The sequence below is a fragment of the Cupriavidus necator genome (assembly GCF_016127575.1).
Taxonomy (GTDB): Bacteria; Pseudomonadota; Gammaproteobacteria; order Burkholderiales; family Burkholderiaceae; genus Cupriavidus; species Cupriavidus necator_D.
Map to the genome: position 1 here is coordinate 825,176 of NZ_CP066018.1, position 25,658 is coordinate 850,833.

The 25,658-nt window shown below is 66.0% G+C and carries 22 protein-coding genes; 10 read left to right on the top strand and 12 right to left on the bottom strand.

The window, feature by feature from the left end; translation table 11 throughout:
• Positions 1–4: 4 nt before the first annotated feature.
• The 3 genes from tssF to tssA are packed head-to-tail and all read left to right on the top strand — an operon-like array spanning position 5 to position 3,977.
• Positions 5–1,885 carry a type VI secretion system baseplate subunit TssF gene (tssF, locus tag I6H87_RS03805; protein ID WP_041687169.1) on the top strand — a complete coding sequence of 627 codons (1,881 nt, stop codon included), beginning with the start codon at positions 5–7 and terminating at the stop codon, positions 1,883–1,885.
• A 2-nt stretch (positions 1,886–1,887) separates the two neighbouring features.
• Entirely contained in the window at positions 1,888–2,928 is a 1,041-nt protein-coding gene (gene tssG / locus I6H87_RS03810) for a type VI secretion system baseplate subunit TssG (protein WP_011614625.1), read from the top strand.
• A 2-nt stretch (positions 2,929–2,930) separates the two neighbouring features.
• The gene (gene tssA / locus I6H87_RS03815) at positions 2,931–3,977 is read left to right on the top strand and encodes a type VI secretion system protein TssA (protein ID WP_011614624.1); all 1,047 of its coding nucleotides are present in this window, start codon (positions 2,931–2,933) and stop codon (positions 3,975–3,977) included.
• Between the two features lie 18 nt (positions 3,978–3,995).
• Here tssA and I6H87_RS03820 read toward each other — a convergent pair whose 3' ends face one another.
• The 5 genes from I6H87_RS03820 to I6H87_RS03840 are packed head-to-tail and all read right to left on the bottom strand — an operon-like array spanning position 3,996 to position 10,103.
• The gene (locus I6H87_RS03820) at positions 3,996–4,220 is read right to left on the bottom strand and encodes a formate dehydrogenase subunit delta (RefSeq protein WP_010811246.1); all 225 of its coding nucleotides are present in this window, start codon (positions 4,218–4,220) and stop codon (positions 3,996–3,998) included.
• Positions 4,217–5,083 (bottom strand): formate dehydrogenase accessory sulfurtransferase FdhD, encoded by an 867-nt coding sequence (gene fdhD / locus I6H87_RS03825; protein WP_010811245.1) that lies wholly within the window; start codon positions 5,081–5,083, stop codon positions 4,217–4,219. Before fdhD ends, I6H87_RS03820 begins: the two co-directional genes overlap by 4 nt.
• 15 nt (positions 5,084–5,098) lie before the next feature.
• On the bottom strand, positions 5,099–7,978 hold the full coding sequence (gene fdhF / locus I6H87_RS03830) for a formate dehydrogenase subunit alpha (protein ID WP_011614623.1): 2,880 nt from the start codon (positions 7,976–7,978) through the stop codon (positions 5,099–5,101).
• A 35-nt stretch (positions 7,979–8,013) separates the two neighbouring features.
• Positions 8,014–9,576, bottom strand: coding sequence for a formate dehydrogenase beta subunit (locus I6H87_RS03835; protein ID WP_011614622.1), 1,563 nt, complete (start codon positions 9,574–9,576; stop codon positions 8,014–8,016).
• Positions 9,573–10,103: a formate dehydrogenase subunit gamma gene (locus I6H87_RS03840; protein WP_011614621.1), complete on the bottom strand. Its 531-nt coding sequence runs from the start codon at positions 10,101–10,103 to the stop codon at positions 9,573–9,575. The genes I6H87_RS03835 and I6H87_RS03840 overlap by 4 nt, the downstream gene beginning before the upstream one ends.
• 150 nt (positions 10,104–10,253) lie before the next feature.
• Here I6H87_RS03840 and I6H87_RS03845 point away from each other — a divergent pair, with 150 nt between their 5' ends.
• The gene (locus tag I6H87_RS03845) at positions 10,254–11,348 is read left to right on the top strand and encodes a substrate-binding domain-containing protein (protein ID WP_010811241.1); all 1,095 of its coding nucleotides are present in this window, start codon (positions 10,254–10,256) and stop codon (positions 11,346–11,348) included.
• Here the strand turns inward: I6H87_RS03845 and fdxA are convergent.
• Complete coding sequence (gene fdxA, locus I6H87_RS03850) at positions 11,345–11,674, bottom strand: ferredoxin FdxA (RefSeq protein WP_010811240.1); 330 nt, start codon at positions 11,672–11,674, stop codon at positions 11,345–11,347. The genes I6H87_RS03845 and fdxA overlap by 4 nt on opposite strands.
• Positions 11,675–11,808: 134 nt before the next feature.
• On the bottom strand, positions 11,809–12,276 hold the full coding sequence (locus I6H87_RS03855; protein ID WP_010811239.1) for a hemerythrin domain-containing protein: 468 nt from the start codon (positions 12,274–12,276) through the stop codon (positions 11,809–11,811).
• 288 nt (positions 12,277–12,564) lie between these two features.
• Here I6H87_RS03855 and I6H87_RS03860 point away from each other — a divergent pair, with 288 nt between their 5' ends.
• The 4 genes from I6H87_RS03860 to I6H87_RS03875 all read left to right on the top strand — a co-directional run bounded on the left by I6H87_RS03860 (position 12,565) and on the right by I6H87_RS03875 (position 15,987).
• Positions 12,565–13,260, top strand: a complete 696-nt coding sequence (locus I6H87_RS03860) for a recombinase family protein (protein WP_011614620.1) — start codon at positions 12,565–12,567, stop codon at positions 13,258–13,260.
• 31 nt (positions 13,261–13,291) lie between these two features.
• Positions 13,292–13,903: a UdgX family uracil-DNA binding protein gene (locus tag I6H87_RS03865; RefSeq protein WP_041687167.1), complete on the top strand. Its 612-nt coding sequence runs from the start codon at positions 13,292–13,294 to the stop codon at positions 13,901–13,903.
• Positions 13,904–14,117: 214 nt separating this feature from the next.
• On the top strand, positions 14,118–14,672 hold the full coding sequence (locus I6H87_RS03870; RefSeq protein ID WP_011614618.1) for a cupin domain-containing protein: 555 nt from the start codon (positions 14,118–14,120) through the stop codon (positions 14,670–14,672).
• A 394-nt stretch (positions 14,673–15,066) separates the two neighbouring features.
• On the top strand, positions 15,067–15,987 hold the full coding sequence (locus I6H87_RS03875; protein ID WP_010811235.1) for a dioxygenase family protein: 921 nt from the start codon (positions 15,067–15,069) through the stop codon (positions 15,985–15,987).
• 263 nt (positions 15,988–16,250) lie between these two features.
• Here I6H87_RS03875 and I6H87_RS34785 read toward each other — a convergent pair whose 3' ends face one another.
• Entirely contained in the window at positions 16,251–17,192 is a 942-nt protein-coding gene (locus tag I6H87_RS34785) for a zinc-binding dehydrogenase (protein WP_011614616.1), read from the bottom strand.
• A 225-nt stretch (positions 17,193–17,417) separates the two neighbouring features.
• Here I6H87_RS34785 and I6H87_RS03885 point away from each other — a divergent pair, with 225 nt between their 5' ends.
• A complete protein-coding gene (locus tag I6H87_RS03885) occupies positions 17,418–18,431 on the top strand; it encodes a LacI family DNA-binding transcriptional regulator (protein ID WP_010811233.1) in 1,014 nt (337 codons plus the stop codon).
• 82 nt (positions 18,432–18,513) lie between these two features.
• Entirely contained in the window at positions 18,514–19,455 is a 942-nt protein-coding gene (locus tag I6H87_RS03890; protein ID WP_037025144.1) for a LysR family transcriptional regulator, read from the top strand.
• A gap of 55 nt (positions 19,456–19,510) precedes the next feature.
• On the opposite strand, the gene I6H87_RS03895 is transcribed toward I6H87_RS03890, so the two are convergent.
• From I6H87_RS03895 to I6H87_RS03910, 4 genes are all read right to left on the bottom strand, one after another.
• Complete coding sequence (locus I6H87_RS03895; protein ID WP_011614615.1) at positions 19,511–19,951, bottom strand: T6SS immunity protein Tli4 family protein; 441 nt, start codon at positions 19,949–19,951, stop codon at positions 19,511–19,513.
• Positions 19,952–20,018: 67 nt separating this feature from the next.
• Positions 20,019–21,230: a T6SS immunity protein Tli4 family protein gene (locus I6H87_RS03900; RefSeq protein WP_011614614.1), complete on the bottom strand. Its 1,212-nt coding sequence runs from the start codon at positions 21,228–21,230 to the stop codon at positions 20,019–20,021.
• A complete protein-coding gene (locus I6H87_RS03905; protein ID WP_011614613.1) occupies positions 21,227–23,053 on the bottom strand; it encodes an esterase/lipase family protein in 1,827 nt (608 codons plus the stop codon). The genes I6H87_RS03900 and I6H87_RS03905 overlap by 4 nt, the downstream gene beginning before the upstream one ends.
• Positions 23,043–25,652, bottom strand: coding sequence for a type VI secretion system Vgr family protein (locus I6H87_RS03910; RefSeq protein ID WP_011614612.1), 2,610 nt, complete (start codon positions 25,650–25,652; stop codon positions 23,043–23,045). Before I6H87_RS03910 ends, I6H87_RS03905 begins: the two co-directional genes overlap by 11 nt.
• Between the last annotated feature and the right edge of the window lie 6 nt (positions 25,653–25,658).

Consider the following 25,658-nt stretch of genomic DNA (forward strand, 5'->3'; position numbering starts at 1 on the left):
CACCATGGATCCGCAACTGCTCGATTACTACAATCGCGAGCTCGTCTATATGCGCGAGCTGGCCGGGGAATTCGCCAAACAGCACCCGAAGGTCGCGAAACGGCTGGGCATGCAGGGCATCGAGGTGGCCGACCCCTACGTCGAGCGCCTGATCGAGGCGTTCTGCTTCCTGTCAGCGCGTACCGAGATCAAGCTGGACGCAGAGTTCCCACGCTTCACCCAGCGGCTGCTGGAGGTGATCTACCCCAACTATGTGGCGCCGACGCCATCGATTGCGGTCGCGCAGTTCCGACCCAGCCAGAACGAGGGCGATTTTGCGCATGGCGTGGAGGTTCCGCGCGGCACGGAGGTCAACGCGGCGGCGGCGCCTGGAGAGAAGACGGCCTGCCAGTTCAGGACCACGCAGCCGTTGACACTGTGGCCGGTTGAGATCACCGAAGCGCGGCTCACTGGCATTCCGCCCGATGTCAGGGGGCCGGAGCGCTATGTGCCCGCCCATGTGACAGTACAGGGTGCACTGCGGTTGCGCCTGCGCTGTACGCGAGGCGCGACCTTCGACCAGCTGCCCGGCCTGGACCACCTGCCGGTCTATCTGCGCGGCGATGACCTGATCGCCTCACAACTGTTCGAACTGTTGCACAGCGCCGGTGTGGCGACGCTGATCGGACACCCCGGGGCCATGAGCGAGCGCCCCTGCGCAGTGGCGCAGGATGCTGTCAGTTACGTGGGAATGGGACCGGGCGAAGGCGCGCTGCCTTTGCAGTGGAACAGCTTCCACGGGCACAACCTGTTGCATGAGTACTTCGCTTGCCCACAGCGCTTCTATTTCTTCGGCCTCAACAAGCTCGCTCAGGGCCTGAGCCGGATCCGCGGCAAGGAAGCCGAGATCGTCGTGCTGCTGTCAAAGCCGCCCCGGGATCTGACCAGCAAGGTCGACCGCGAACAGTTCGCGCTGTTTTGCACACCGGTGGTCAATCTGTTTCCAAAGCGCACCGATCGCATCGAGGTCACGCCGGGCCGCGCCGAGTTTCACCTGGTCGCCGACCGGCAGCATCCGCTTGACTACGAAATCCACACCGTCAGGCAGCTCTGCGCACAAAGGTCCGAGCACAGCGCAGGCATCGACTTCCAGCCGCTCTTTACCACCCTGAATAGTGATGAAGGCAACCACGGCCGCTACTTTTCCCTGCGGCGCGAGCGTCGGCTGATCTCTGAGCAGGCTCGCAAGTACGGCACACGCACGGCATACGTCGGCACCGAGCTGTTCGTGTCGCTGGTGGACCAGAACGAAGCTCCCTACCCGGACGCCTTGCGCTACCTGTCAGTGGAATCGCTGGTTACAAATCGCGATCTGCCCAATCTTGTACCGCGCAATGGCCGGCACGACCTGACCCCGGCAGCTTCCATCCCCGTGGACGGGATCGGCCTGATCCGCGCGCCGTCGGCACCACGGCCGCCCTATGCGGACGGAGAAATGGCCTGGCGCCTGATACGGCTGCTGGGCTTCAACTACTTGTCGCTGACCGACCTGGAGCATCGCTCAGGCGGCCAGGGCCTGCGTGACATGCTGCGGCTTTTCGTGGCGAACGACGACCTCGCGCACCAGGGGCAAATCCAGAGCCTGATCGGCGCGAACGTGAAGCCAGTCATGCGCCGGCTGCCAGGCAACGGGCCCTTGATCTACGGCCGCGGCATCCAGTGCCAGCTCACGGTGGACGAAGGCGGCTTCTCCGGCATCAGCCCATATCTGTTCGGCGTGGTGCTGGAGCATTTCCTGGCGCGCCACGTCTCGGTCAATGTCTTCACGCAAACCGAACTGCACTCCATGCAACGCGGCCTGGTGCATCGTTGGCCCGTGCGCATGGGCGGCCGCAGCGCCGTGTAGCCATGTTCAAAGGCAACGACGACAATGTGCCGCCCTCGCCGGCGGCGACGGCCGCGCCCGGAAACTATGCCGGCCAGGCGCCGTGGAAGCTGAGCTTCCTGGGGCTCCTGCGGCATCTGTCCGCCCGGCACCCTGACTTGCCCCCGATCGGGCAGGCAAGCCGGCCACGCGACGAGCCTTTCCGGGCTGGCCAGCAGGCCGCGCTCACCTTCGCGCCCCGGGAGATCGCGCAGGTGCAGCCGCTGGCCGGCCGGCTCAAGGTGCAATTGTTTGGCTTGGGCATGCTGGGGCCGAACGGGGCGCTGCCGATTCACCTGACGGAAGTTGTACGCGAGCGTAGCGAAGCACACCGGGACAACACCACCGCCGACTTCCTGGATCTTTTCCACCATCGCGCCTTCACGCAGTTCTACCGCGCGTGGGCAAGCGCCCAAGCCACCGCGGGCCTCGATCGGCGCGACGGCGAGGTGTTCTCCCGCTATGTCGGCTGGCTGGCGGGCAATGAAGCCGACGAAATCGCGCACAGCACCCTGCCGCCGCACGCCCGGCTCGCTGCGAGTGCGCACCAGGTGCGCGAAGCGCGCGATCCCGACGGCATCGCGGCCACGCTTTCTCACTTCTTTGGTGTGCCCGTCAGGCTTGAAGAGTATGTATTGCACTGGATCGCCGTCGATCCGGCCGAGCGCAGCCGCCTGGGACACCCGGGCGCCCCAGGCGTCATGGGGCAAGGCGCCATGCTTGGCGAAATGGTGCCGGACCGCCAACACAAGTTCCGCCTGGTGATCGGCCCGCTCGGGTTGCAGCAATACTTGAACTTCACGCCGAACGGCAGGGATCTTCCGACGCTCATCGAATGGGTGCGCGCCTTCGTCGGCTTCGAGTTCGTCTGGGAAGCCGAGCTGCAGGTGATCCCGGACTCGGCGCCGCCTGCCATCCTGGGCTCGCAGGAACGCCTGGGCTGGTCCACATGGCTGGGCGAACCGGATCGAAGCCGCGCCATCACCGGCATGGTGTTCGAGCCCGAACACTATGCAACACACTGACCATGAATGCCAAAGCCAAGGCCGTACCGGTGCCAAGACCCGACTTTCCCTTCCCGGAACTGCTGGAACCTGTCGCACCCGACAGGCCATGCGGTGACGACCTGGAGTACGACCCTGAGTTCGTCGTGCTGCTGGCCAAGGCGGCGCCGAAGCCCGACGCGCAGTACGGCAACTTCGTCAGCGAGCCCGAAGCCATCAACTGGGCGGATCTGGAGCGCGACTGCCGGCGCCTGCTGCTGCGCACGCGCGACATCCGCATCCTGGCGCTGCTGCTGCGCTGCCGTACCCGGCTAGGCCAGGCAAGCGGTCTGCGCGACGGACTCGCGGCCATGGCGCGGCTGCTGGCAAAATGGCCCGATGCCATCCATCCGCAGTTATGCGTCGATGGCGAAACCGATCCCGCGATGCGCGCCAATGCGCTCGCCGCGCTGACCGACCCGGAGGGGCTGATGCGGGACGTGCGGGAGTTGACGATCACAGGCAACGCGGCGCTCCGGCTGCAGATCCGGGATGTCGAGCGCTCGCTCGGCGTGCCGCGGCCCGCGGACGCCCTGGCGCCGGAATCGGTGCGGCAGCAAATGCAGGATCTGCGCCAGCAGAACAGCCCCGCCCTCACGGCACTCGACGAGGCCGCAGGCCAGGCAGCGGCCATTGACGGTTGGGCAAAAGCCAACCTCCGGCAGGACAGCCCCGACTTGAGCCCTCTGCTCAAGCTGCTTGGCATGATGACGAGCACTGTCGCGACCGCCCCGGCACCGCCGGTCGCTGCATCCACCGCCGCGCCAGTCGCTTCTCCTTCATGCGGCGATGCTGCCGGCGGTCTTTCCCCTGCCGCAACCGCCGTGCACTCAGGCGCCTGCAAACCGCGGGATCGCGATGCCGCCCTGGCCACCATCCGCACCGCGCGTCAATGGTTCGAGTTCCACGAACCCAGCAGCCCGGTGGCACTGCTGCTCAGGCAAGCCGAGCGGCTGACCGGCAAGCGCTTCGATGAAGTGTTCCAGGCGATCCCTGCGGATCTGGTGGAGCGCTGGGCGCAGGACACATAGCGGCAACCGGCCTGCAAGCTACTCCAGCATCGCCCGATGCCGCCCCAGCGCCTCGCGCACGATGTCCAGCAGCCCGCTCCCTGCCTCGGCATCCACATGCCCCAGCAAGGCCTTGCGCATGCGCGGCTCCCAAAACCGCTTGATATGCCCTGCAATATCAGAGACGGCCTCTTCCCGATCCGGCATGGCCTCGAAGAAGCTGCCGATCTGGTTGGCCATGGTGATGAGGTTGTCGATCTTCATGCCAGGCTCGCTTCGTGCTGCAGGCGTTGGGGATGGGCATAGACCACGTGCGCGCCGGCGCGCACGAAGCCGGCCAGGGTGATGCTGGCTTGTTCGGCAAGCCGCACGGCCAGCGCCGTCGGTGCGGACACTGCGGCGAGCACGCCGGCGCCGATGGCGGCGGTCTTCAGCACCATTTCATAGCTGGCGCGGCTGGTCACCAGCACCGCGCCGCTGGAGATGTCCTCGCCGCTGCTGGCGAGCGCGCCCGCCAGCTTGTCCAGCGCGTTGTGGCGGCCCACGTCTTCACGCACCAGTGATACATGGCCATCGGCACGCAGCCATGCGGCAGCGTGCGTCGCACCCGTGTGTTGCTGCAGTTCCTGCCGCAGTTGCAGTTGCACGAACGCGGCCTGGATCACGTCGGTATGGAAGCTGGCATCGCTGCGCACCGGTGCCGGCAGGCGCATCACCTGTTCCAGCGATTCGGTGCCGCACAGCCCGCAGCCGGTGCGCCCGGCCAGCGAGCGGCGGCGGTCCTTGAGCCGCATGAAGGCTTCCGATGCGATCTCCAGCTGCACGGCGATGCCGTGCTCGCGCGTGTCGATCTCGATGTCATAGACGTCGCTGGCACGGGTAACGATGCCTTCGCTCAGGCTGAAGCCGAGTGCGAAGTCCTCCAGGTCGGCCGGCGTCGCCAGCATCACCGCGTGCGAGATGCCGTTGTACACCAGCGCGACCGGCACTTCCTCGGCCACTTCATCGGGGCTCAGCATCAGCTCGCCGCGGCGCCAGCGGCTGACGGCGAAGGTGCTGTGAGTGGGCGGCTCGGCGTCTCCGGCCGCGGCCGGATGCACCTCCGGTGACTGCATGCAGCGCATCATGGTGCGGCCCTCCGCTCAGCGTACGGCCTGCGCCGGGTCGGCGCTGGCGGCTTCCAGCAGTTGCAGCTGCTGGGCGTTGAACTCCTGGTACTCCCGCTGCCACGCCGACGGCTGCGCCACCGGCAGCACCTGCACCGCGGTCACCTTGTACTCCGGGCAGTTGGTGGCCCAGTCGGAGTTGTCGGTGGTGATCACGTTGGCGCCGGATTCCGGGAAGTGGAAGGTGGTGTAGACCACGCCCGGCTGCATGCGCTCGCTGACGATCGCGCGCAGCACCGTGTCGCCGGCACGGCTCTGCACCCCGACCCAGTCGCCGTCCTTGATGCCGCGCTCCTCGGCATCGTGCGGATGGATCTCGAGCCGGTCCTCGGCATGCCAGTAGACGTTGTCGGTACGGCGCGTCTGCGCGCCGACGTTGTATTGCGACAGGATGCGGCCGGTGGTCAGGATCAGCGGGAAGGCGCGCGTGATCTTCTCGGTGGTGGGCACGTACTTGGTGATGATGAACTTGCCCTTGCCGCGCACGAAGGTGTCGATATGCATGGTCGGCGTGCCTTCCGGCGCGTCGGCGTTGCACGGCCACTGGATGCTGCCGAGCTGGTCCAGGCGCTTGTAGCTGACACCGGCGAAGGTCGGCGTCAGGCGCGCGATCTCGTCCATGATCTCCGACGGATGCTTGTAGTCCATCGGGTAGCCCAGCGCATTGGCCAGCAGGATGGTGGCTTCCCAGTCGGCATAGCGCGCCTTGGGCGGCATCACCTTGCGCACGCGCGAGATGCGGCGCTCGGCGTTGGTGAAGGTGCCGTCCTTTTCCAGGAAGGACGAGCCCGGCAGGAACACGTGCGCGTACTTGGCGGTCTCGTTCAGGAAGATGTCCTGCACCACGATGCATTCCATCGATGACAGCGCCTCGGACACGTGCTGCGTGTTCGGGTCGGACTGGACAATGTCCTCGCCCTGGCAGTAGAGGCCCTTGAAGCTGCCGGCCAGCGCGGCTTCAAACATATTGGGGATGCGCAGGCCCGGCTCGGGGCTGATCTCGACATTCCACGCGGCTTCGAACAGACCGCGCGTGGTCGAGTCCGACACGTGGCGATAGCCCGGCAGCTCATGCGGGAACGAACCGATGTCGCACGAGCCCTGCACATTGTTCTGCCCGCGCAGCGGGTTCACACCCACGCCTTCGCGGCCGATATTGCCGGTGGCCATGGCGAGGTTGGCAATGCCCATCACGGTGGTTGAGCCTTGCGCATGCTCGGTCACGCCCAGGCCGTAGTAGATCGCAGCGTTGCCGCCGGTGGCATACAGGCGTGCGGCACCGCGCAGCTGTTCCGCCGGAATGCCGGTCACGCTTTCCATCGCCTCCGGCGAGTTCTCCGGCAGCGAGACGAAATCGCGCCATTGCTGGAAGGCGCGGTCCTCGCAGCGCTCGGCGATGAAAGCTTCGTTGAGCAGGCCTTCGGTGACGATCACGTGGGCCAGCGAGGTCACCAGCGCCACGTTGGTGCCCGGGCGCAGTTGCAGGTGATAGTCGGCACGGATATGCGGGGAGTCGACCAGGTCGATGCGGCGCGGATCGACCACGATCAGCCTGGCGCCGGCGCGCAGGCGCTTCTTCATGCGCGACGCAAAGACCGGGTGGCCGTCGGTCGGGTTGGCACCGATCACCATGATCACGTCGGCCTTCTCCACCGACTTGAAGGTCTGCGTGCCGGCCGATTCGCCCAGGGTCTGCTTCAGGCCGTAGCCGGTCGGCGAATGGCACACGCGCGCGCAGGTGTCGACGTTGTTGTTGCCGAAGGCTGCGCGCACCAGCTTCTGCACCAGGTAGCCCTCTTCATTGGTGCAGCGCGACGACACGATGCCGCCGATGGAGTCCTTGCCGTGCTCGGCCTGGATACGCTTGAACTGCGACGCGGCATAGTCGATCGCCTCTTCCCACGACACCTCGCGCCACGGATCGGTGATCTTGGCGCGGATCATCGGCTTGAGGATGCGGTCCTTGTGCGTGGCGTAGCCCCAGGCAAAGCGGCCCTTGACGCAGGCGTGGCCTTCATTGGCCTTGCCGTCCTTGTACGGCACCATGCGCACCACTTCATTGCCCTTCATCTCGGCCTTGAACGAACAGCCCACGCCGCAATAGGCACAGGTGGTCACGGTGCTGTGCGAGGGCTGGCCGAACTTGATCACCGAGGTCTCGGTCAGCGTCGCGGTCGGGCACGCCTGCACGCAGGCGCCGCACGAGACGCAGTCCGATTCCATGAACGACTGGCTGGTTCCGGGCGAGACGCGGGAATCGAAGCCGCGGCCGCTGATGGTCAGGGCGAAGGTGCCCTGCGTTTCCTCGCAGGCGCGCACGCAGCGGTTGCAGACGATGCACTTGGAGGGGTCGTAGGTGAAGTAAGGATTGGATTCGTCCTTCTTCATCTGCGTGTGGGTCGCGATCGGCGCAGCTTCCGGGCCGCCGTCGTTGTAGCGCACTTCACGCAGGCCGACCACGCCGGCCATGTCCTGCAGCTCGCAGTTGCCGTTGGTCGGGCAGGTCAGGCAATCGAGCGGGTGGTCGGAGATATACAGCTCCATCACGCCGCGGCGCAGGTCGGCCAGCTTGTCGCTCTGGGTCTTGACCTTCATGCCGGCTTCGACCGGCGTGGTGCACGATGCCGGATAGCCGCGGCGCCCTTCGATCTCGACCAGGCACAGCCGGCACGAGCCGAAGGCTTCGAGGCTGTCGGTGGCGCACAGCTTGGGGACGGCGATCTGCGCTTCCATCGCGGCGCGCATCACCGAGGTGCCGGCGGGCACGGTGACGCTGACGCCATCGACCTCCAGGGTGACCAGTTCGGTGGATGGGCTGGCGGGCGTGCCGAAATCGATCTCGTTGCGGGCGTTCATGGCGGTTTGTCTCCCGTGTCTCTGCTGGACCTGGCTCAGGCGGCCTTGGCTGGGTTGGAGGCGAGGCCGAAGTCCTCGGGGAATTCATTCAGCGCGGACAGCACCGGGTACGGGGTCATGCCGCCCATCGCGCACAGCGAGCCGTTGAGCATGGTGTCGCACAGGTCGCGCACCAGGGCGACGTGCTTGACCGGCTGCTCGCCGGCGATGATGCGGTCCATCACTTCGACGCCGCGGGTCGAGCCGATCCGGCACGGGGTGCACTTGCCGCACGATTCGATCGCGCAGAACTCCATCGCGTAGCGGGCCTGCTTTGCCATGTCGACGGTTTCATCGAACACCACGATGCCGCCGTGGCCGACCACGCCGCCGAACGCGGCATAGGCTTCATAGTCCAGCGGCACGTCGAAGCGCGACTCGGGCAGGTAGGCGCCCAGCGGCCCGCCCACCTGCACCGCGCGGATGGCGCGGCCGCTGCGCGTGCCGCCGCCGTAGTCGACCAGCAGCTCGCGCAGCGTCACGCCGAACGCCTTTTCCACCAGTCCGCCCTGCTTGATGTTGCCGGCAAGCTGGAACGGCAGCGTGCCGCGCGAACGGCCCATGCCGTAGTCGCGGTAGTACTGCGCGCCGCGCGCCAGGATCACCGGCACGGTGGCCAGCGAGATCACGTTGTTGATCACCGTGGGCTTGCCGAACAGCCCCTGCAGCGCCGGCAGCGGCGGCTTGGCGCGCACCACGCCGCGCCGTCCTTCCAGGCTTTCCAGCAGCGCGGTTTCCTCGCCGCAGACATAGGCGCCGGCGCCCTTGCGCACTTCGAGGTGGAAGCGCTTGCCGCTGCCGCGGATGTCGTCGCCGAGCCAGCCGGCGGCGTTGGCGATACCAATCGCGCTTTCCAGCACGGCAATCGCGTGCGGGTATTCGGAACGGCAGTAGATGTAGCCCTGCTCCGCACCCACCGCAAGCGCGGCAATGGTCATGCCTTCGATCAGCATGAACGGGTCGTCTTCCATCACCATGCGATCGGAGAACGTGCCCGAGTCGCCCTCGTCGGCATTGCAGACGATGTACTTGACCGCGGACTGCGCGCCCAGCACGGTCTTCCACTTGATGCCGGTCGGGAACGCCGCGCCGCCGCGGCCGCGCAGGCCGGAGTCGGTGACCTCCTGCACGATCTCGGCGGGCTGCATCGCCAGCGCGCGCTCCAGGCCGGCAAAGCCCTCATGCGCGCGGTAGTCGTCCAGCGACAGCGGATCGGTGATGCCGACGCGGGCGAAGGTCAGGCGCTCCTGCTGCTTCAGGAAGGGGATCTCTTCGGTGACGCCCTGCGACAGCGCGTGCTCGCCGCCTTGCAGCAAGCCGGCGTCGAACAGCCCCGGCACGTCTGCGGCGCTGACCGGGCCATAGGCCACGCGGCCGGCTCCGGTCTGCACCTCGACCAGCGGCTCCAGCCAGAACATGCCGCGCGAGCCATTGCGCACAATGCGCACGTGCTCGTTGCGCGCCGCGGCTTCACGCGCGATGGCGCGGGCGACGTCGTCGGCGCCCAGTGCCAGCGCGGTGGAATCGCGCGGCACGAAGATGGTGGTGATCGTGATCATGCCTGTGCCTCCGCGGCTTCCGTGGTCTTTTCCGCGGACGACTCGCGCAGCGAGCGCACCAGCGCGTCGAAGCGCCTGGCATCGACATAGCCGTGCAGCTGCTCGCCGACCATCACGGCGGGGCCGCAGGCGCACTGGCCCAGGCAATAAACCGGCTCCAGCGTCACCTGCCCGTCCGCGGTGGTTTCATGAAAGCCACAGCCAAGTGCGCGCTGCGCATGCTCGGCCAGCGCTTCGGCGCCGACCGACTGGCAGGCTTCGGCGCGGCAGACCTGCACCACGTGGCGCCCGGCCGGCTGCTGGCGGAAATGGTGGTAGAAGGTGATCACGCCGTGCACCTCGGCGCGCGACAGGTTCAGCGCGCGGGCAATGACGGGCACGGCGGCGTCGGGGATATAGCCCTGTGTGTCCTGGATCTCATGCAGGATCGGCAGCAAGGCGCCCGGTATGTCCTGGCGCGCGGCCACGATGGCGGCGATGCGCGTGGCATCGGCGGATGCCGGTGCGTGGGGGGAAATTTCTGGCATAGCGTCTCCTGTGAGGCATTGCGCAGATCGGCAGCGCGGCCTCTTATATGCTATTTTTTTCCTATTTACGGGCTGTGACGTCGCCGTTTTTTCCCGTTTGAAGGACTATATGAGAGTGACAGCGGCCCTTCAATAAGCTATTTTCTACATATGATTCGCATCTCGATCCACCCGCACCTGCAGATCCGGGACGACGCCAGCCCCGGTGGCGAGGCCCTGGACGTGTCCCGCCTGGTGGCCCTGCTCGGCCATATCGAGGAATCCGGCAGCATCAGCCACTCGGCGCAGGCGGTATCGCTGTCCTACCGCTACGCCTGGGGCATCCTGCGCGATGCCGAGGCGCTGTTCGGCGGCCCGCTGATCGACAAGACCCGCGGGCGCGGCAGCGCGCTGACGCCGCTGGCGCAGCAGTTGGTGTGGGCCAGCAAGCGGATCGGCGCGCGGCTGTCGCCGACGCTGGACAGCCTGGCGTCCGAGCTGGAGATCGAGTTGAAGAAGCTGATGGACCAGCCCGAAGCCACGGCGCGGCTGCATGCCAGCCACGGCTTCGCGGTGGCGGCGCTGCGCGACTTCCTCGACGAGCAGCAGGTGCGGCACGACCTGAAGTACTGCGGCAGCGTCGAGGCCGTGGCGGCACTGGCCGAAGGCGCCTGCGATATCGCCGGCTTCCATGTGCCGGTGGGCGAGTTCGAGCACGGCATGTGGCGGCATTTCACCACCTGGCTCAAGCCGGACACCCACTGCCTGGTGCACCTGGCGGTGCGCAGCCAGGGACTGTTCGTGCGGCCGGACAACCCGCTTGGCATCCACACGCTGGAAGACCTGACCCGGCGCGAGGTGCGCTTCGTCAACCGCCAGGTGGGCTCGGGCACGCGCCTGCTGCTGGACCTGATGCTGGCCGCGCGCGGCATCGACACGGCCCGCATCGAGGGCTACAGCAACGGTGAATTCACCCACGCCGCGGTGGCCGCGTATATCGGCAGCGGCATGGCCGACGTGGGCTTTGGCGTGGAAACCGCGGCGCGGCGCTTCGGGCTGGCGTTCGTGCCGGTGATCAAGGAGCGCTACTTCTTTGCGATCGAGCGCGCCAAGCTGCGCAGCGCGGCACTGGCCGGCGCGGTGGACGCGCTTACCAGCGAAGCCTTCCGCCAGCGCGTCAATGCACTGCCCGGCTACGACGGCACGCTGACCGGCACCGTGCTGACGCTGGAAGAAGCGTTCCCGGATTACGCTGAGGCGCGCTAGCGCTCCAGCAACGAGAGGCGGTCAGGATGACCGGCCCATTGCTCATGGCCGGGGATCGGCCCTTTGGCCTTGAGCAACGGCAGCCAGTCAGCGCGCCGCGACAGTTCGGCATTGAGGGCAATGAAATGGCGCTGGTCCTCGGGCAGGTCATGCTCCGAGTAGATCGCGCCGACCGGGCACAGCGGCACGCACATCGAGCAATCGATGCACTGGTCGGGGTCGATGGCGAGGAAGTTGGGCCCTTCGTGGAAGCACGACATCGGGCAGACTTCGACGCAATCGGTATGGCGGCACTGGATGCAGGCATCCGTCACGACAAAGGTCATGGGGCAGTTGCGGTACGGCGGGTGATGACCGCGTGATGGTAACGCCCCGCCCGCGGGCGCGGGACGCGCCGCATTGTGCGACTCCTTCAAATCCGCTGAAGAGCCGCGCCCGGCCTGGCCCGGGCGCAGGCGCGTCAAGCGGTCTCGCGCATCAGTTCTTCCTTGCGCGCCGCCATGGCCTGTGCCACGTCGCGCAGGTTGACCTTTTCCTTGATCGCGTTCTTGAACAGCTCGCCCTCCTCTTCCTCGATATGGTGGGCAACGTATTCTGACAGCACCGTGTAGTTGGCCTCGAGCTTGTCGCCGGCCGGATCCTCCTCGATCGCAGCGATCAGGTCCTTCGCCACCTGGTGCTCGACCTCGGCTTCGTCCAGCAGGTCGTCGATCTCGTCGCTGACGCCGCGCAGCGCCGGATAGAAGATCTCCTCCTCGATGGTGGCGTGCACCGTGAGCTGGTGGCACACGTCCAGCGCGATCGCCTGCTTCTCGTCGCGATCTTCAGTGTCCTTGAACGCCTTGAACTGCTTCTTGACAGCGCGATGGTCGTCCATCAATGCGCCGAGGGCCTGGGCCTGGTCTGCGGGAATCTTCGACTTGTCCACGGCTTTCTCCTGGTGGGATTTGCCGGCGCTCCGGCTTTGCGCTGGGGAGAACGCAGATTCCGTGCCCGCCCCAGCGCAGGCAGCGCACCTGCCAGTCGTTGCAATTCCTGCGCGAAGCCTTGTAATTGTGCCCGCAGCGCCGCGTCGGTCGGACCAGGCTTGCCGCGGCTTCATTTGCCTGCATACCGTGCCTTGGGAGCCCCCTCACCTTTGCCCTGTGCGGGGCAAGCGCGGCATGAAATTTGCGGCGTGGCGCAGTAAGCCGAAACAGGAGTATCCCTGTCCGAAATGCAACCGATACCGGACGGCGCGTCCGCGCCGTTCATCACCACCATGCCGACCTCATTCCTCTACTCCAATTGTGCCGATGGCCAGCCGGCCATGATGGACGAATTACAAACCGCGCGCGAGGCCGGCTATGGCGTAGATGCGCGCCATGCCTTCTGGGAAGAAGAGCCCGCGTCAGTGCCCGCGCTGCAGCGCCCGCGCCTGCGCGCGCTGCAGCACCAGGTGCAGCCGGCCGACTCGGTCGTGTCACTGCGGCTGTGCAGCCTGGGCTGGAGCGTGCCCGAGGTGCTGGCCACCATCCGGCGCTTCCGCCTGCTGGGGGTGGCGTTGTATTGCGTGCAGCTGTCCCGTGACGACCTGGCCAACACCACGCCGCCGGAGGCGGTCGAGGTGCTGCGTGCGGTCGCCGCGCTGGAAGGCGCCGCCCGCAGCGTGCGCGTGCGCGAGAGCCTGGCCGCGGCCAAGGCCATGGGACGTCAGGTGGGCCGCCCGCCCAAGCACACGCCTGAACAGCGCCATGCGATCCTGAACGCGCTGGCCGCGGGCAATTCAGTGAGCGAGACCGCGCGGCGCTTCAGCACTTCACGCCAGACCGTGCTGCGCATCCGCGCCGCCGAGCCAGGCGCCCAGCCCCATGCGGCATCCGCGGCCATGGCCGACGCTGAAGAATCGGCGACCGAAGCTGCCACCGGATGAGACCGACAGCAGCACAGCGCGCCGTGCCCCCATGCCCGAGCACAGGAAGCTGCCCGTCAGCCGCGATGAACTGAACCAATGCCGGCGTTGCCCGTTGTGGCGCAATGCCACCCAGGGCGTGCCCGGCGCCGGCGCCGCCCATGCGCGCATCATGCTGGTTGGCGAGCAACCGGGGGCGCAGGAAGACCTGCAGGGCTCCCCCTTCGTCGGCCCGGCCGGGCACCTCCTGGACGAAGCACTGGCCAGCGCGGGGCTGGACCGCGACAAGCTCTTCATGACCAATGCGGTCAAGCACTTCAAGTTCGAATGGCGCGGCAAGCGCCGGCTGCACAAGTCGCCGGCACAGCAGGAGATCGAGGCCTGCAGCCTGTGGCTGGAGCGCGAACTGGAGAAGGTCGGGCCCAGGGTCGTGGTCGCGCTTGGCGCCACCGCGGCTCGTGCGGTGCTGGGCCGCAAGAGCGTGTCCCTGGCTGGAATGATGGAGACGCCAGTCGAGCACGAGGGACGGCTTGTCATCGCCACCTACCACCCGTCGTTCGCCTTGCGCCAGCGCACCGACGAGGCGCGAGCCGCCACCTTCGACCGCATCGTGCGCAGCCTGCGCGCCGCCGCGCGGCTGGCGCGCGGCGGCGCGGAAGGCTGAAGCATCAGGCCACTCCCTGAAGGGAGAAGATTCCATCGGCCGGCAGGATACCGTCACGACAAAGTACCGAAGTCTTGCAAGTTCTCGATACCGAAATGTTATCGAGTCGCGAGAAAAATGGTAATGGATTAATCGCTGGGCGCTTCTTAAAGTTGCACGGACAGAAGGCGATCGCCCTCTCGTTCTCCCAACTTCATTGCACCAAGGAATCAGCATGGATCCCACTCCTCAGGAAATGGAAGCCACCCGCATCGCGCGCTGGGGCAAGGTCAAACCTTACGGTGAGACCTTCATCGAAAGCCGCCTGCCCGGCATGAAGAAGAACATCTACAAGATCATGAACCGCGGCGTGCTCGAGAACAAAGGCGTCGAGCCGGCGATTCCGGGTAACCACCGCTTCGGCGTGACCTTTATCGAAATCCCGGTCGGGCAAGGCGCCAGCCTGCACGCGCACAAGACCGAGGAAGTGTTCTGCCCGTTGAATGGCCAGATGGAAGTCATCTGGGGCGAGAAGGGCCAGTACTCGCTGATGCTGAACCAGTGGGATGTGATCTCCTGCCCGATCGGCGTGATGAGAGGGTTCCGCAACCCTAACGACCACGCCCTGGTCGTGTACTCGGTGGTCGGCGGCACCGACGAGGAGTGCGGCCGCATTGCCTGGCACCCGGACGTAGTGAAGGCAGCCGAGGCCACCGGTCTCGTCTACGGCAAGGACGGCTACATCACGGAAACGGAAGCGGACAAGGCGGAACACCGCGCCGCAGACTGAAGACGGCCGCCGGGTCGCTCAGGGTGCTAGCGCCCAGTAGCCTTCGGCGCTAGCCCGGGCTGCCGCAGATTCCGACCTTGGCCGAGTCCGGCTTTGCGGGCTATCGTTCCGAGACCATACAGGCGCTGTTTGCTCCGGCAGGCGCACCCGAGCCGCCACCTGTACGTCCGTCGCATCCTGCCGAGCAGCGAAGTGCGGCAACAGTCGCGCGATCTCGGCTTCGAGGCCGTGGCTGTGCCAGCCCACAGAACTCGCTGCCCGGGTCGCGGAAAATGTCCCGCTCCGGGCCGAAGTCGCGAACAAGGCACGTATCCAGAGCGACTGAGACCGGGCGCCAATGTCCGTCTCCTCGCCAGGCAACATCCACTCTTTCAATCATCAGGAGCCGACCATCATGACATCTGCCTCCGCAGAAAGCGCGCTCGCGCCATCCGCATCGAACGCGCAATCGATTCCAGCCACCCCCGAGGCACTGCTGAAGGCCGTGCTCAAAGCGAATTCCGGGACACACGACCCGCGCACCAGGACCATTCTTGATGCGCTTATCCGGCATGCGCACGCCTTCGCGTCAGAGGTCCAACTGACCTATGAGGAACTCCACCATGGCCTGGACTTCATGGTCCGCATCGGCCAGGCCACCGGACCGAAAAAACACGAGGGCATCTTGCTGGCGGATATTCTCGGGCTTGCCACGCTGGTGCTTCTGATGGATGCCAAGGCCGTGCTTGCAGCCGGCGGCACCGAGCCCGCGCTGATCGGCCCGTTCTGGCGTGCGAACCAGCCGGTTCGCGCCAACGGCGCGCACATCGCAACCCCGGACACCACGGGCGATCCGCTGTTCGTGCAGGGACGCGTCGTGTCGATCGACGGCACGCCGATCGCCGGCGCGCGCGTCGAGACATGGCAGGCAGCGCCAAGCGGCCTGTACGAGAACCAGGACGAACACCAGGAGGACATGAACCTGCGTGGCGCGTTCGAGACCGATGCCGACGGGCGCTTCTGGTTCGAGAGCGTGCGGCCCTCAGGCTATGGCGTCCCGATCGACGGCCCCTGCGGCGACCTCCTGGCCCTGCAGAACCGCGACCACATGCGCCCGGCCCATCTTCACTTCATCGCCATCGCACCAGGGCACAAGGTACTGACCACGCAGATCTTCGATGCCCTGGATCCCTTTGCCTTCAGCGACGCGGCGTTTGGCGCCGTCGGCTCGCTGCTGCGCGATTTTGAGCCGGTCGATGGCGGCGGCTTCCGTCTCGATGTCGAACTGAAACTCGAACCGGGGGAGACGCGCCTGCCCAAGCCGCCCTTGCCCTGAACCTCTTTCGACTCACGGAGATGTTGAACCTGCCCGCCCGGCGCCCTGCAACTTGGCGCCGAAGCCGCGGACCCTGACGTGCTCGCTCCGTAGTTCATTCAGGTCACGCGACCGCCAGCATTGGATGTCCACGCAATCGTGGCAGTGCTGGCGGTCGCCAGTCCGGCGCCATGCGCGGACGCGGCGATCCGGCCGGGCTTGTTCTTCCGGCGTCATGACCAAACGGCATCGCTCGATGCCGCTTGGCAAGAACCCCTGCCGACTCAGGGCACCAGCACGAAACGCTGGCGCGCGCCCCTGGCCTGCGCGGCCCACACTTGCCCGACATCCTCCAGCGGCGCGGAGACGATATCGATTTCCATGCGCCCTGCCGCGGTATGCCGGCATAGCTCGGCATAGGCCTGCGCCTGGACCGCGACGGGCGCATGGTAGTAGGCAAAGCCCATGATGTCGAAACACGCCTTGCGCGCCGCGGCGCCGGCAAAGGCAATGGTGGGCGCCACCGTGGTGCCGATATGGACCAGCCGCCCGCCGTGGCCAAGCGCCAGCAGCGCGGCCTCTGCCGGCGCGCCGCACAGGTAATCCAGCACGATGTCGACGTTGCCGTCGGCCGCGTTGCGATAGGCATCCAGCAAGTCGCCGGGCTGGTCGAGCGGCACCACCGCATCCGCGCCAAGCCGGCGTGCGCGCTGCAGCGCCTGCACATTGCGCCCTGCCGCGATCACGCGGCCGGCACCCAGCAGCTTTGCCGCGGCCACCGCCAGCAATCCCGAGATACCGGTCGCGCCGAGCACGAGCACGGTCTCGCCCGGCTGCATGCGCGCCCGCCACGACAGCGGCAGCCATGCCGCCAGGCCGGCGTTGCCGAGCGCGGCGGCGCGCTCGTCATCGATGCCGTCCGGCACCGGGAAGGTCAGCGCCGGATCCACCAGCGCGCGCTGCGCCATCGAGCCGAACGGCGCGACCGGTGCGTTGACGTTGAAGTAGACCCGTTGTCCATCCGCAAGCCGCCCCACGCCCTCGCGCCCGACGACAAAGCTGCCCGCCGCCGGCTTGATGTAATGCCGGCCCTCGGCAATGGCCATATCCAGCCGTGACAGCGCCGCGGCGCCTACGTCAACTACCACCTGCCCGCCCGCCGGGGTGGGATCGTCAAACTCCTGGTACACCGGCGCCCTGCCGGCGAGCGAAACCGCTCCTTTCATGTGCTTCTCCTTGTCCTTGATGTCCTTCTGGTCCGGGTCGATCTGCGACTTGGCATCGCCTAGTCAGCAGATTACAATGCAATCGATTGCACAACAAACGCGAAGCTGGCCGGCATCGAGGCCGATTCTAGGAATGGCCGCAGCCCGGCGTCCAATCCACTTTTTGGCGGCATCCCGATAACCAGAAGGTATGGCAAGCAGCCTGCCGCACATGGCACGACAGCGATGAGCAAACCCACCATCAAGCAGATCGCCGAGGCATTGGACGTCCATCCTTCGACCGTGTCGCGCGTGCTCAACCCCGAGACCCGCCACCGCATCGGCGACGAACTGGTGGCGCGCGTGCTCAAGGCGGCACAGGACCTGCACTACTCGCCCAACCGCATCGCGGCGGCACTGCGCACGCGGCGCTCAGGCACCATCGGCGTGGTGGTGCCTGACATCGGCAGCCCGGTGTTCCCGCCGATCGTACTGGGCATCGAGAACGCCCTGTCCCGGCATCGCTATATTCCGATCGTGGCCAATGCCGGCGGCGACAAGGCGCGCCAGACCTTTATCGTCGACCAGCTGCTGGCGCGCCAGGTGGACGGCCTGATCCTGGCCACCGCCGAGCGCAACGACCCCGTGGTGGCGCACTGCCTGGCGCAGGGCGTGCCCATTGTGATGGTCAACCGCAGCGACGATGCGGGGCGCGTGTCGAGCGTGGTCGGCGACAGCCGCCAGGCGATGGCGCTGGCAGTCGGCCACCTGCATGCGCTGGGCCACCGCCGCATCGGGCATGTTGCCGGGCCATCCAGCCTGTCGACCGGGCATGAACGCGAGGCGGGCTTCCTGCAGGCAGTGGCTGACCTGGGCCTGTCCGCGTCCCAATGCCCGGTGGAGCGTGCGCCGGCTTATACGGAAGACGCCGGCCAGGCCGCGTGCGCGCAGCTGCTGTCGCGGCGGCAGCGCATCACCGCGGTCGTGGCCGCCAATGATTTCCTTGCGCTCGGCTGCTATGCGGCCGTGCGCGCGGCGGGCGGCAGCTGTCCGTCGGACCTGTCCGTGGTCGGTCACAACGACATGCTGCTGATGCACGCGGTGTCGCCGGCACTGACCACCATCCGCGTGCCGTTCTACGAGATGGGCACGCGCGCGGCGGCGCTGATGCTGGGCGCGCTCGACGGCAGCATCGCCACCACGGCGCGGACCCTGCTGACTCCCGAGCTGGTGGTGCGGGCATCAACCCGGCCCCTGTAAGGCGGCCGCCATATGGCTCCGCTTCTTTGTGCCTTATCGTGCAATCGATTGCACGATAAGGCACCTACCCTGAGGCATGACGATGGATCTCCGACAGCTTCGCTATTTCAAGGTGCTGGCCACGCTGCAGCACTTCGGCCGCGCCTCGGCTGCGCTGCACATCGCGCAGCCCGCGCTGAGCCGGCAGATCCGGCTGCTCGAGGAAGAGCTGGGCGTGCGGCTGCTGGAACGCCATGTGCGCGGCGCCACGCCCACGCCGGAAGGCCTGGTGTTGCTGGACCGCGCGTCCTTCCTGCTGCGCTATGCCGACCAGGTCAAGGTCGACATCGCCGACCTGGCGGCCTCGCCGCGCGGGCTGGTGGCGCTGGGACTGACCCCGGCGCTGGCGCCGCTGCTGTTCATCCCGCTGGCCGAGGCGCTGCGCCAGCGCTATCCGGAAATCCGGCTGCGACTGGTCGAGAACTTTGCGCCCGCGCTACAGGATGCGTTGCTGCAAGGCACGCTCGACGTCGGGCTGCTGAGCGGGCCGGTGTCGAGCCCCGGGGTCTCGGTAGTGCCGCTGGTTGCCGAAAGCCTGTGCGCGATCGGCCCCTGGGGCGCTGCGTCGCTGGGGGATGGGCCTGTGGACATTGAACAGCTGCAGGGCCTGCCTCTGATCCTGACTGGGGTGTCCAAGTCAGGCGTGCGCCTGGCGCTGGAAGCGCTGGCGGCGCGCCAGCGGGTGGAGCTGCAAGTCACGATGGAGGTCGAATCAATCGAGGTGGCCAGGCGCCTGGTGGTGCGCGGGTTCGGCTGGACCGTGCACTTTGCCGCGGCGATACGCGACGAGCTGCAGGCGCAGCGTCTGCAGGCCTTGCCGATTCGTGGGCTGGAGTTGCATCGGATGATCGGCTATGCGGCCGCGCGGCCGCCGTCGCGGGCGACGCTGGCTGTGATGGAAACGCTCAGGGATGTTGCCAGGGAATTGGCGGTTGATGGGAACTGGCCTAATAGTCGGTTGTTGGGGGAGGTTTTGGATAGTTAGCGGACGCGCTTGGCGGGCGCGGCTGTTGGGCAGTCCACCTCGTCATGCAGCCGCGCTACGGCGCTTGTATTTTGGGGGAACCCGTGGCCACCACGCCATTGTGGTCGGTCATATCGCCCGTTTGGGTGGGCGGCGCGTTGACTCGAAAACGCACGCCTTCCAGTAGCTTGTCCCAAAGGACAATGGCTTCCTCGTCGCTCAGCGATGCCTTGTCCGCAGCGACGACCTCTGTTCGCATATTCGCGTGGATCCAAGCTGGGTGCAGCGTAGAACGTTCCCTACTAAAGTATTGGGCACCACTCCCGAGATTAGCTTCCGCCGGGACCTCCATCGCATAGCGCCCAAAGCAAACCTGCTTGGTCTTGGCAAAGAGGGTCTGCAAGCGCGGTGACATCGCTACGGATTCCAACTTTCCGTTCTCCGGCGCGGCATACGATTGGCCGCCCACCATCAGCAGGGCAGTCATGCTGATGATGGCCAAGGCGCGGTGGATCATTGCTCCTCCCATGTTGTAGTGCTTGTGCGATCTGTCATGTCACCGACCGTGATGATGCGGCGGGGGCTCATGTGCTGGCCTCGCCCATCCACGTCCAGACAACCAGCGCTTCGTCGGACGGCAAAAGCCCGAAGCGGATCATCGGCATCCCTTTTTGCCGCAGGATGCCGGACTTGCTGGCCACCCAATCCGCCTGAGGGTGTTCGGGCGGAAGCGAGGCGCGCCAGATGCCGGACAGCGGGGTGGTTTCGCCCGACCGAACCGTGACCGGATCACCGGTCTGCGTCGGCGGTGCGTTCACGCGGAAACGCACACCATCCAGCAGCCTGTCCCAGAGGGCTACAGCTTCTTCGTCCGTCAGCGATGCCTGATCCGCAGCGCCGATGCGATTGGCCGCCACCTTGGTGTACATCTTGGCGCCGATCACTGCCGGATGCAGCGTCGTTCGCTCCCTGCCAACAGCTTCCCACTCGAAGTCATGTGTGCCATCCGCACGGCGGACCAGCGATTCTTCCCCTTGCCAGACGCCGACCGTGCGCTTGCCCTCGCGCAGGGTCGTCAATTTCGGGTAGCGGCTACCCAGGTACTTCCTTTGCTCGGCAATCGAAGTCAGCAGACCAGGTTCGCCGTCCACGCTGGCCAGCTTGTTGGAGTCCACGGAAAAGCTCACATCGGGCAGGCTGGGCAGCCGAATGCCTGCGCCAAAGATTTCCTGATAGCTGCCGGACGCGTCCGCGACGAAGCCGTGGTCGATGCAGACGCCGGGGGCCGTGGGGATTTCTGCGTTGTCGCGTGCACGCAGCGCTCGAATCAGTTCGGGGTTCTTTCGTCCGCCCGACCACTCATACAGATGCGGCCCTGCCGTGACAAAGGTGTAGGTCCCTTCGGCCCCATATTGCTTGGCGACATCGCTTGGGAACCAGCGAACTTGTACACTGTGTTCCGTTGGCCCCCGCCCGAAGTAAGTGATTTCAGCCGTCTTGTCTTTTGCGAGTTGCGCCGCGCGATATGTTTCCGCCATTTCCATCAGCCTGCCTGCCGCGCCGACATGGGTCACAATTTCGCCGGGGAAATCCTGGAAGCCCCACAGTAGTTTGGCTTCCGCCGGGACTTCCATCACATAGCGGCCAAAGCACACTGGTTTGGTCTTGGCGAAGAGAGTCTGCAAGCGCGGCGACAGTGCAACGGGTTCCGACATCTTGTTCTCCGGATACGCAAACGATTGGCAACCCGCGAGCAGCAGGCCAGCCAAGATCGTGGTGAAGCCGCAGCGGGTCATATGCCCCACCATGGCGCAGTGTTGGCAATCTTGATGATCGAATACAGCGCGCTCGCCAGCACCTGGTCATTCTGATAGCTGCCCTGATGCTCGTAGCCGGTTTGCCGGAATAGCGTACCGCGCACGGCTTCGGCGGACGCCTTGGCAGGCACCGTCTGGTCCCCGGCATCTGTCGGCGGCTCCAGGCGCAGGGTGAGCGTCTGATTGCCTCTGGTGCGCACCACGATGCGGCCCTCGGCATCCTCGCTCTCGATGGTCCACGTGAGTGGGTCGCCATGCGGTGCCAGATCGGCAGTGTCCGCCCGCCAAGTCACGCTGCCGTAGCATTTCTGCGAACTGTCCTCGCCGTAGCTCGCATAGGTCGTGGGGTGATACAGGTCCTTGATCTTCTTGTGGAATTTCTGCGCTTCGGCGATTTTCCACTTAGCGGCCGTATCTGCATCCATATCGACGTAAGGCTTGTTAGCCGGATTGATCCAATCCGGATTCAGCAGCCGCCACCAGCACTTCGGATTGCGCGTGTAGATGTCGTAGACCGGATCGCCCACCGCCATCGGCGGCGCCGGCTTGTCCACGCCCAGCTTCTGATGCAAGTCCAGATCGCTCAGATACGCCTTCAGCGGTGCATCCGATGCAATCGGCAGCGCCATGGCCTGTCGGTAGTCGCCGGTCTGCAGACGCAACCATCCTCGCGGATAGGAGGCGGTCGGCAGCAGCTCCAGCGGCCCCGAGGCATTGGCAAATACCGCCGTCACTTCCTTGCCTGTTCTGCCCATGACATTGCGGGCAATGTTCCCAACCAGATTGTCCTGCACGTCGGACCCTGTGCGCACGCGCTTGTAGGCCGCCCCGGCGCCGAGCGCAGGCTGGACGCTATGGTAGACGCCGAGAATCTTGTCCTGCGCGTTGCCGTAGTCCGGATGCAGCAGGGCGCGGGCCACCAGGCCACCCATCGAGTGCGTGACGACGATCACCTTTTTGCACTGCCGCCCGTTGGCCTTGTACATCCCGATGATTTCGTCGATGCGCCTGGCCAGCTTCTTTGCGGACGTGCCATTGCTTTCCAGCCAGTTGTAGCCCATCGCGTAGACCGGATACCAGCAGTTCGCCACGCGCAGGACATCGGCCTCGGTCAGCGCATCGCCGGCGCCGCCCCAATAGGCGGGGTTGACGCCCAGCACTTCCACCTTCTTGCCCTTCTTCCAGGCCGGCGAGAGCTCCCCGGCCACCAGCATGTCGTTCAGGTGAGCCTCCATCAGCTTGATCACCTCGCCGTAGGTCTCGAACATGACTTCGCTCCAGCCGCGCCAGCGGGCCTTCTGCGCGGCGGTGGCCTCGTGCTTGCCACGCTTGGCCTTCCACTGCTCGGCGGCAGGCGGCAACGGCGCGCTCATCAGCAAGCCGATGTCGGGCAGCCCATCGGGGACGTTGGCGTGCCGCTTGTCGGAATTGACCGTTTCCTCGCCGGTCATGTCGAACTTTCCGGCGTCCTCGGTGATCTCGTAACGGTCCACTTCGGTTTCATCGGGATCGAAGTTCATTTGCCGGCGACCCGGAGAGTCGTTGCGGCGGGCAAGCGTGTCCCCAGTGTCATCCGGCCGCCAGGCAATGTTGTCGTCGCGCTTGAGATCTTCCTGCCGCTTCCGGCTCATGCGAAGGTGGCTCCCCATGATGCCCGGCAGGAAGATGACCGGAATCACCTTGTCAGGCGGCACCGGCAGACTGGCGCGGCGCGTGTCGGTCGAAGGTGTGAGTGCAACGACGGCTCCGGCGTGTCCGCCGATCTCTTCGCCGGTTTTCAGATGGATGCGATCAGTGGCCACTTGCGGACTCCAGAATCTGAATCATGATGTTTTCAGCGCCCTGGCTTTGCTGGAACTTGGTCAGCCCATCGGGGCCGGTGAGGCCCTCGATCACGTTGCCGTCGGATTGCGTCAGCCGGAATTTCCAGTTCCTGGCGGGCGAGCCGTCGGGCAGATGCAAGTACACCTCCTGATCGAAATCGCTCTGTGGTAGCGCCAGGGCGCTGGGGTTCATGCCATCCGGGCCATCGACACTGAAATCGGTCGCGTGAATCTGCCTTACCCCGCCCATGCCCTCGACGATCTGCGAGGGAGTCACGCGCATATAGGTCTGCCCGACCTTGAACAGAATGCCCTGGTCGGCCTCGAAAACGATGTCGCCAAGCGCGCGGAAATGAATGTTGCGTTTGGCGGTGCCCTTGATGTCGCCATCCTGCGCTTCGAGCGCAATGTGGTCCGTGGCGGCCACCAGCCGTATGCCGAGGCTGTGCGCGAACAGCGCAATCCGTCGCGCCGCGCTGGCAAAGATGCCGCCGCTGCTGACGATGGATGCATGCTTGCCAGTCGTGACAGCCAGATGCTCGCCGCTGTGCAATTGGGTGGATTTGGCGGTCGTCGCGGCCAATCCTGCTGCCGACGCAAGGACGAGATGAGGCGCGGTCAACTCGCCATTGACCTCGCCCGAACCGCGGATTTCTTCATCTTGGGCCTTGAGCGCCTTGGCGACGTCCTGCTGTTCCTCATCCTGCGCGTGATGGTGCTGCGCGAGCTGGCCCATGGTGTCGTGGGCATGCTGGGCCTGCTGCAGCCGGTCAACCGTCTCGCCCATGTCCTTATGGTGCGCCCTGGCATCGGGTCGGGGCTCGGTGCTGATCAGCAGGCCATCGCCGCCGCGCACGGCACCGTGCCCATCGGTGCGCAATTCGAAGCCGTTGCCCCGATGATCCTGGCGACCCCGGTTGTCCTCGATGCGGCTCAGGTAGCCCAGGCTCAGTTGCGAGCGCTGGTAGTCCGAGGACAGCTGGGACTGGATTTGCCCCTTGGTATCGTCGAACACCAGATGACCGCTGCTGGAGCCGTCATGCTCACGGCTGCGAATGCCGGTCAGCGCATGCTGATGCGGTAGCTGCCACGGCGGCATGTTGAGGCTGTTCGGCACCGCGCCCATCACGATGGGCTTGTCCGGATCACCGCCGTCCAGGAACATCACCAGCACTTCGCTGCCGATGCGCGGGATGCTGACCTGGCCGTACTGCGAACCCGCCCATGGCGTCGCCACGCGTACCCAGCAGGACATCCTGTTGAAGCGGTCCCACGGAAACTGCACGCGCACGCGCCCGAAGCGGTCGGGCCATACGATATGGCCTTCGGGGCCAACTACCGTCGCGCTTTGCGGGCCAGTGACCACTGGCCACGGGATGCTCAGTGCCGGACGGAAGACCTCATGGGTGGGGTGACACTCGAATTCCACCCGGCAGTGCCACCGCTGGCCTTCACCAGAGGCTTCGGCCACGTCTTCCAGCCTGAGGCTGGTGTTGAGCACCACGTATTCGCGGTTGGCGGCGTGCTGGGGGTGTCCCTTGACGTGCATGGTGCAGCCGGGCACCACGGCACGCAGGTTGCCGGCGCCAAAGCAGCGCAGGCCGCGCGAACGGATCTCCTCCATGCGGATGCGGGCGATCATGTCGCCTTCGTCCCACGGGCGGTTGTCCGTGGCGGGCTGGGCGTGCTCGCTGGGGAAGTCGTACACCTCCTGATGCAGCGCGCCAGTGTTCAGGCCCGTGTCCCGCGGGTCCGAACTGCTGGCGCTCAGGTTGCCGCGTGGCTGGGTGAAGCTGTAGGCATTGGTCGTGTACTTGCCTGCGACCACGGCATCGACAACCGAGAAGGCATCGAGGTGTTCCTGATCGACCCGGGCGCCAGGCGGATGGATTTCCAGCGCCTGGTACGCCTCGCTCGGCATGCTGAAATAGCCACCGACGTGATCGACCAGAACCAGGCGGTGCTTGCCGTCAGAATGTTCGAAGAACCACGATATTCCCCAGTGCTGCATGAGGCGGGCGATGAAGGTGTAGTCGCTCTCGTCGCACTGGGTGCGGTAGACCCGCCTGGGGTATTTCGCCACGTCGAGCCTGCGCTCAACCGGAAAGGAGTACGCAGACAGGACCTCTTCGATGATCTCGATGTCGGTGCGGTTCTCGAAGACGCGGCTGTTCCGGTTCTGCGAGGCGATCCACAGCCAGGGGCGCAGCGTCAGTCCGTAGACGAAGTGCCGCCCTTCGGCGCGCAGGTAGCGGGCACGATCGACAATGCCGCTGATCTCGCGAGTGCCTGCGCCAATGCGTCCCGCCAACCCCGTACCCATGCCGTCGAGTTCGATATGCACGGTCAGCTCGCGCCCGCTCATCTCGCGCAAGTCGAAGTTGCCTTCCGGGCCGTGGAAGTTGTAGGCCTTGTCCGGCGTCTTCAGTTCGATGTCGTATTCGAACAGGCCGCAGACGCCTTCCTTGCCCTCCAGGCGCACGAAGGTGAAGGGGGATTGCCCGAGAATATCCGGCAATGCGGGGCCGGAGACCGTGACGGTGCGGGCGGGAAAAGGCAGGTTGTCGCGAATACCCATGCGAGC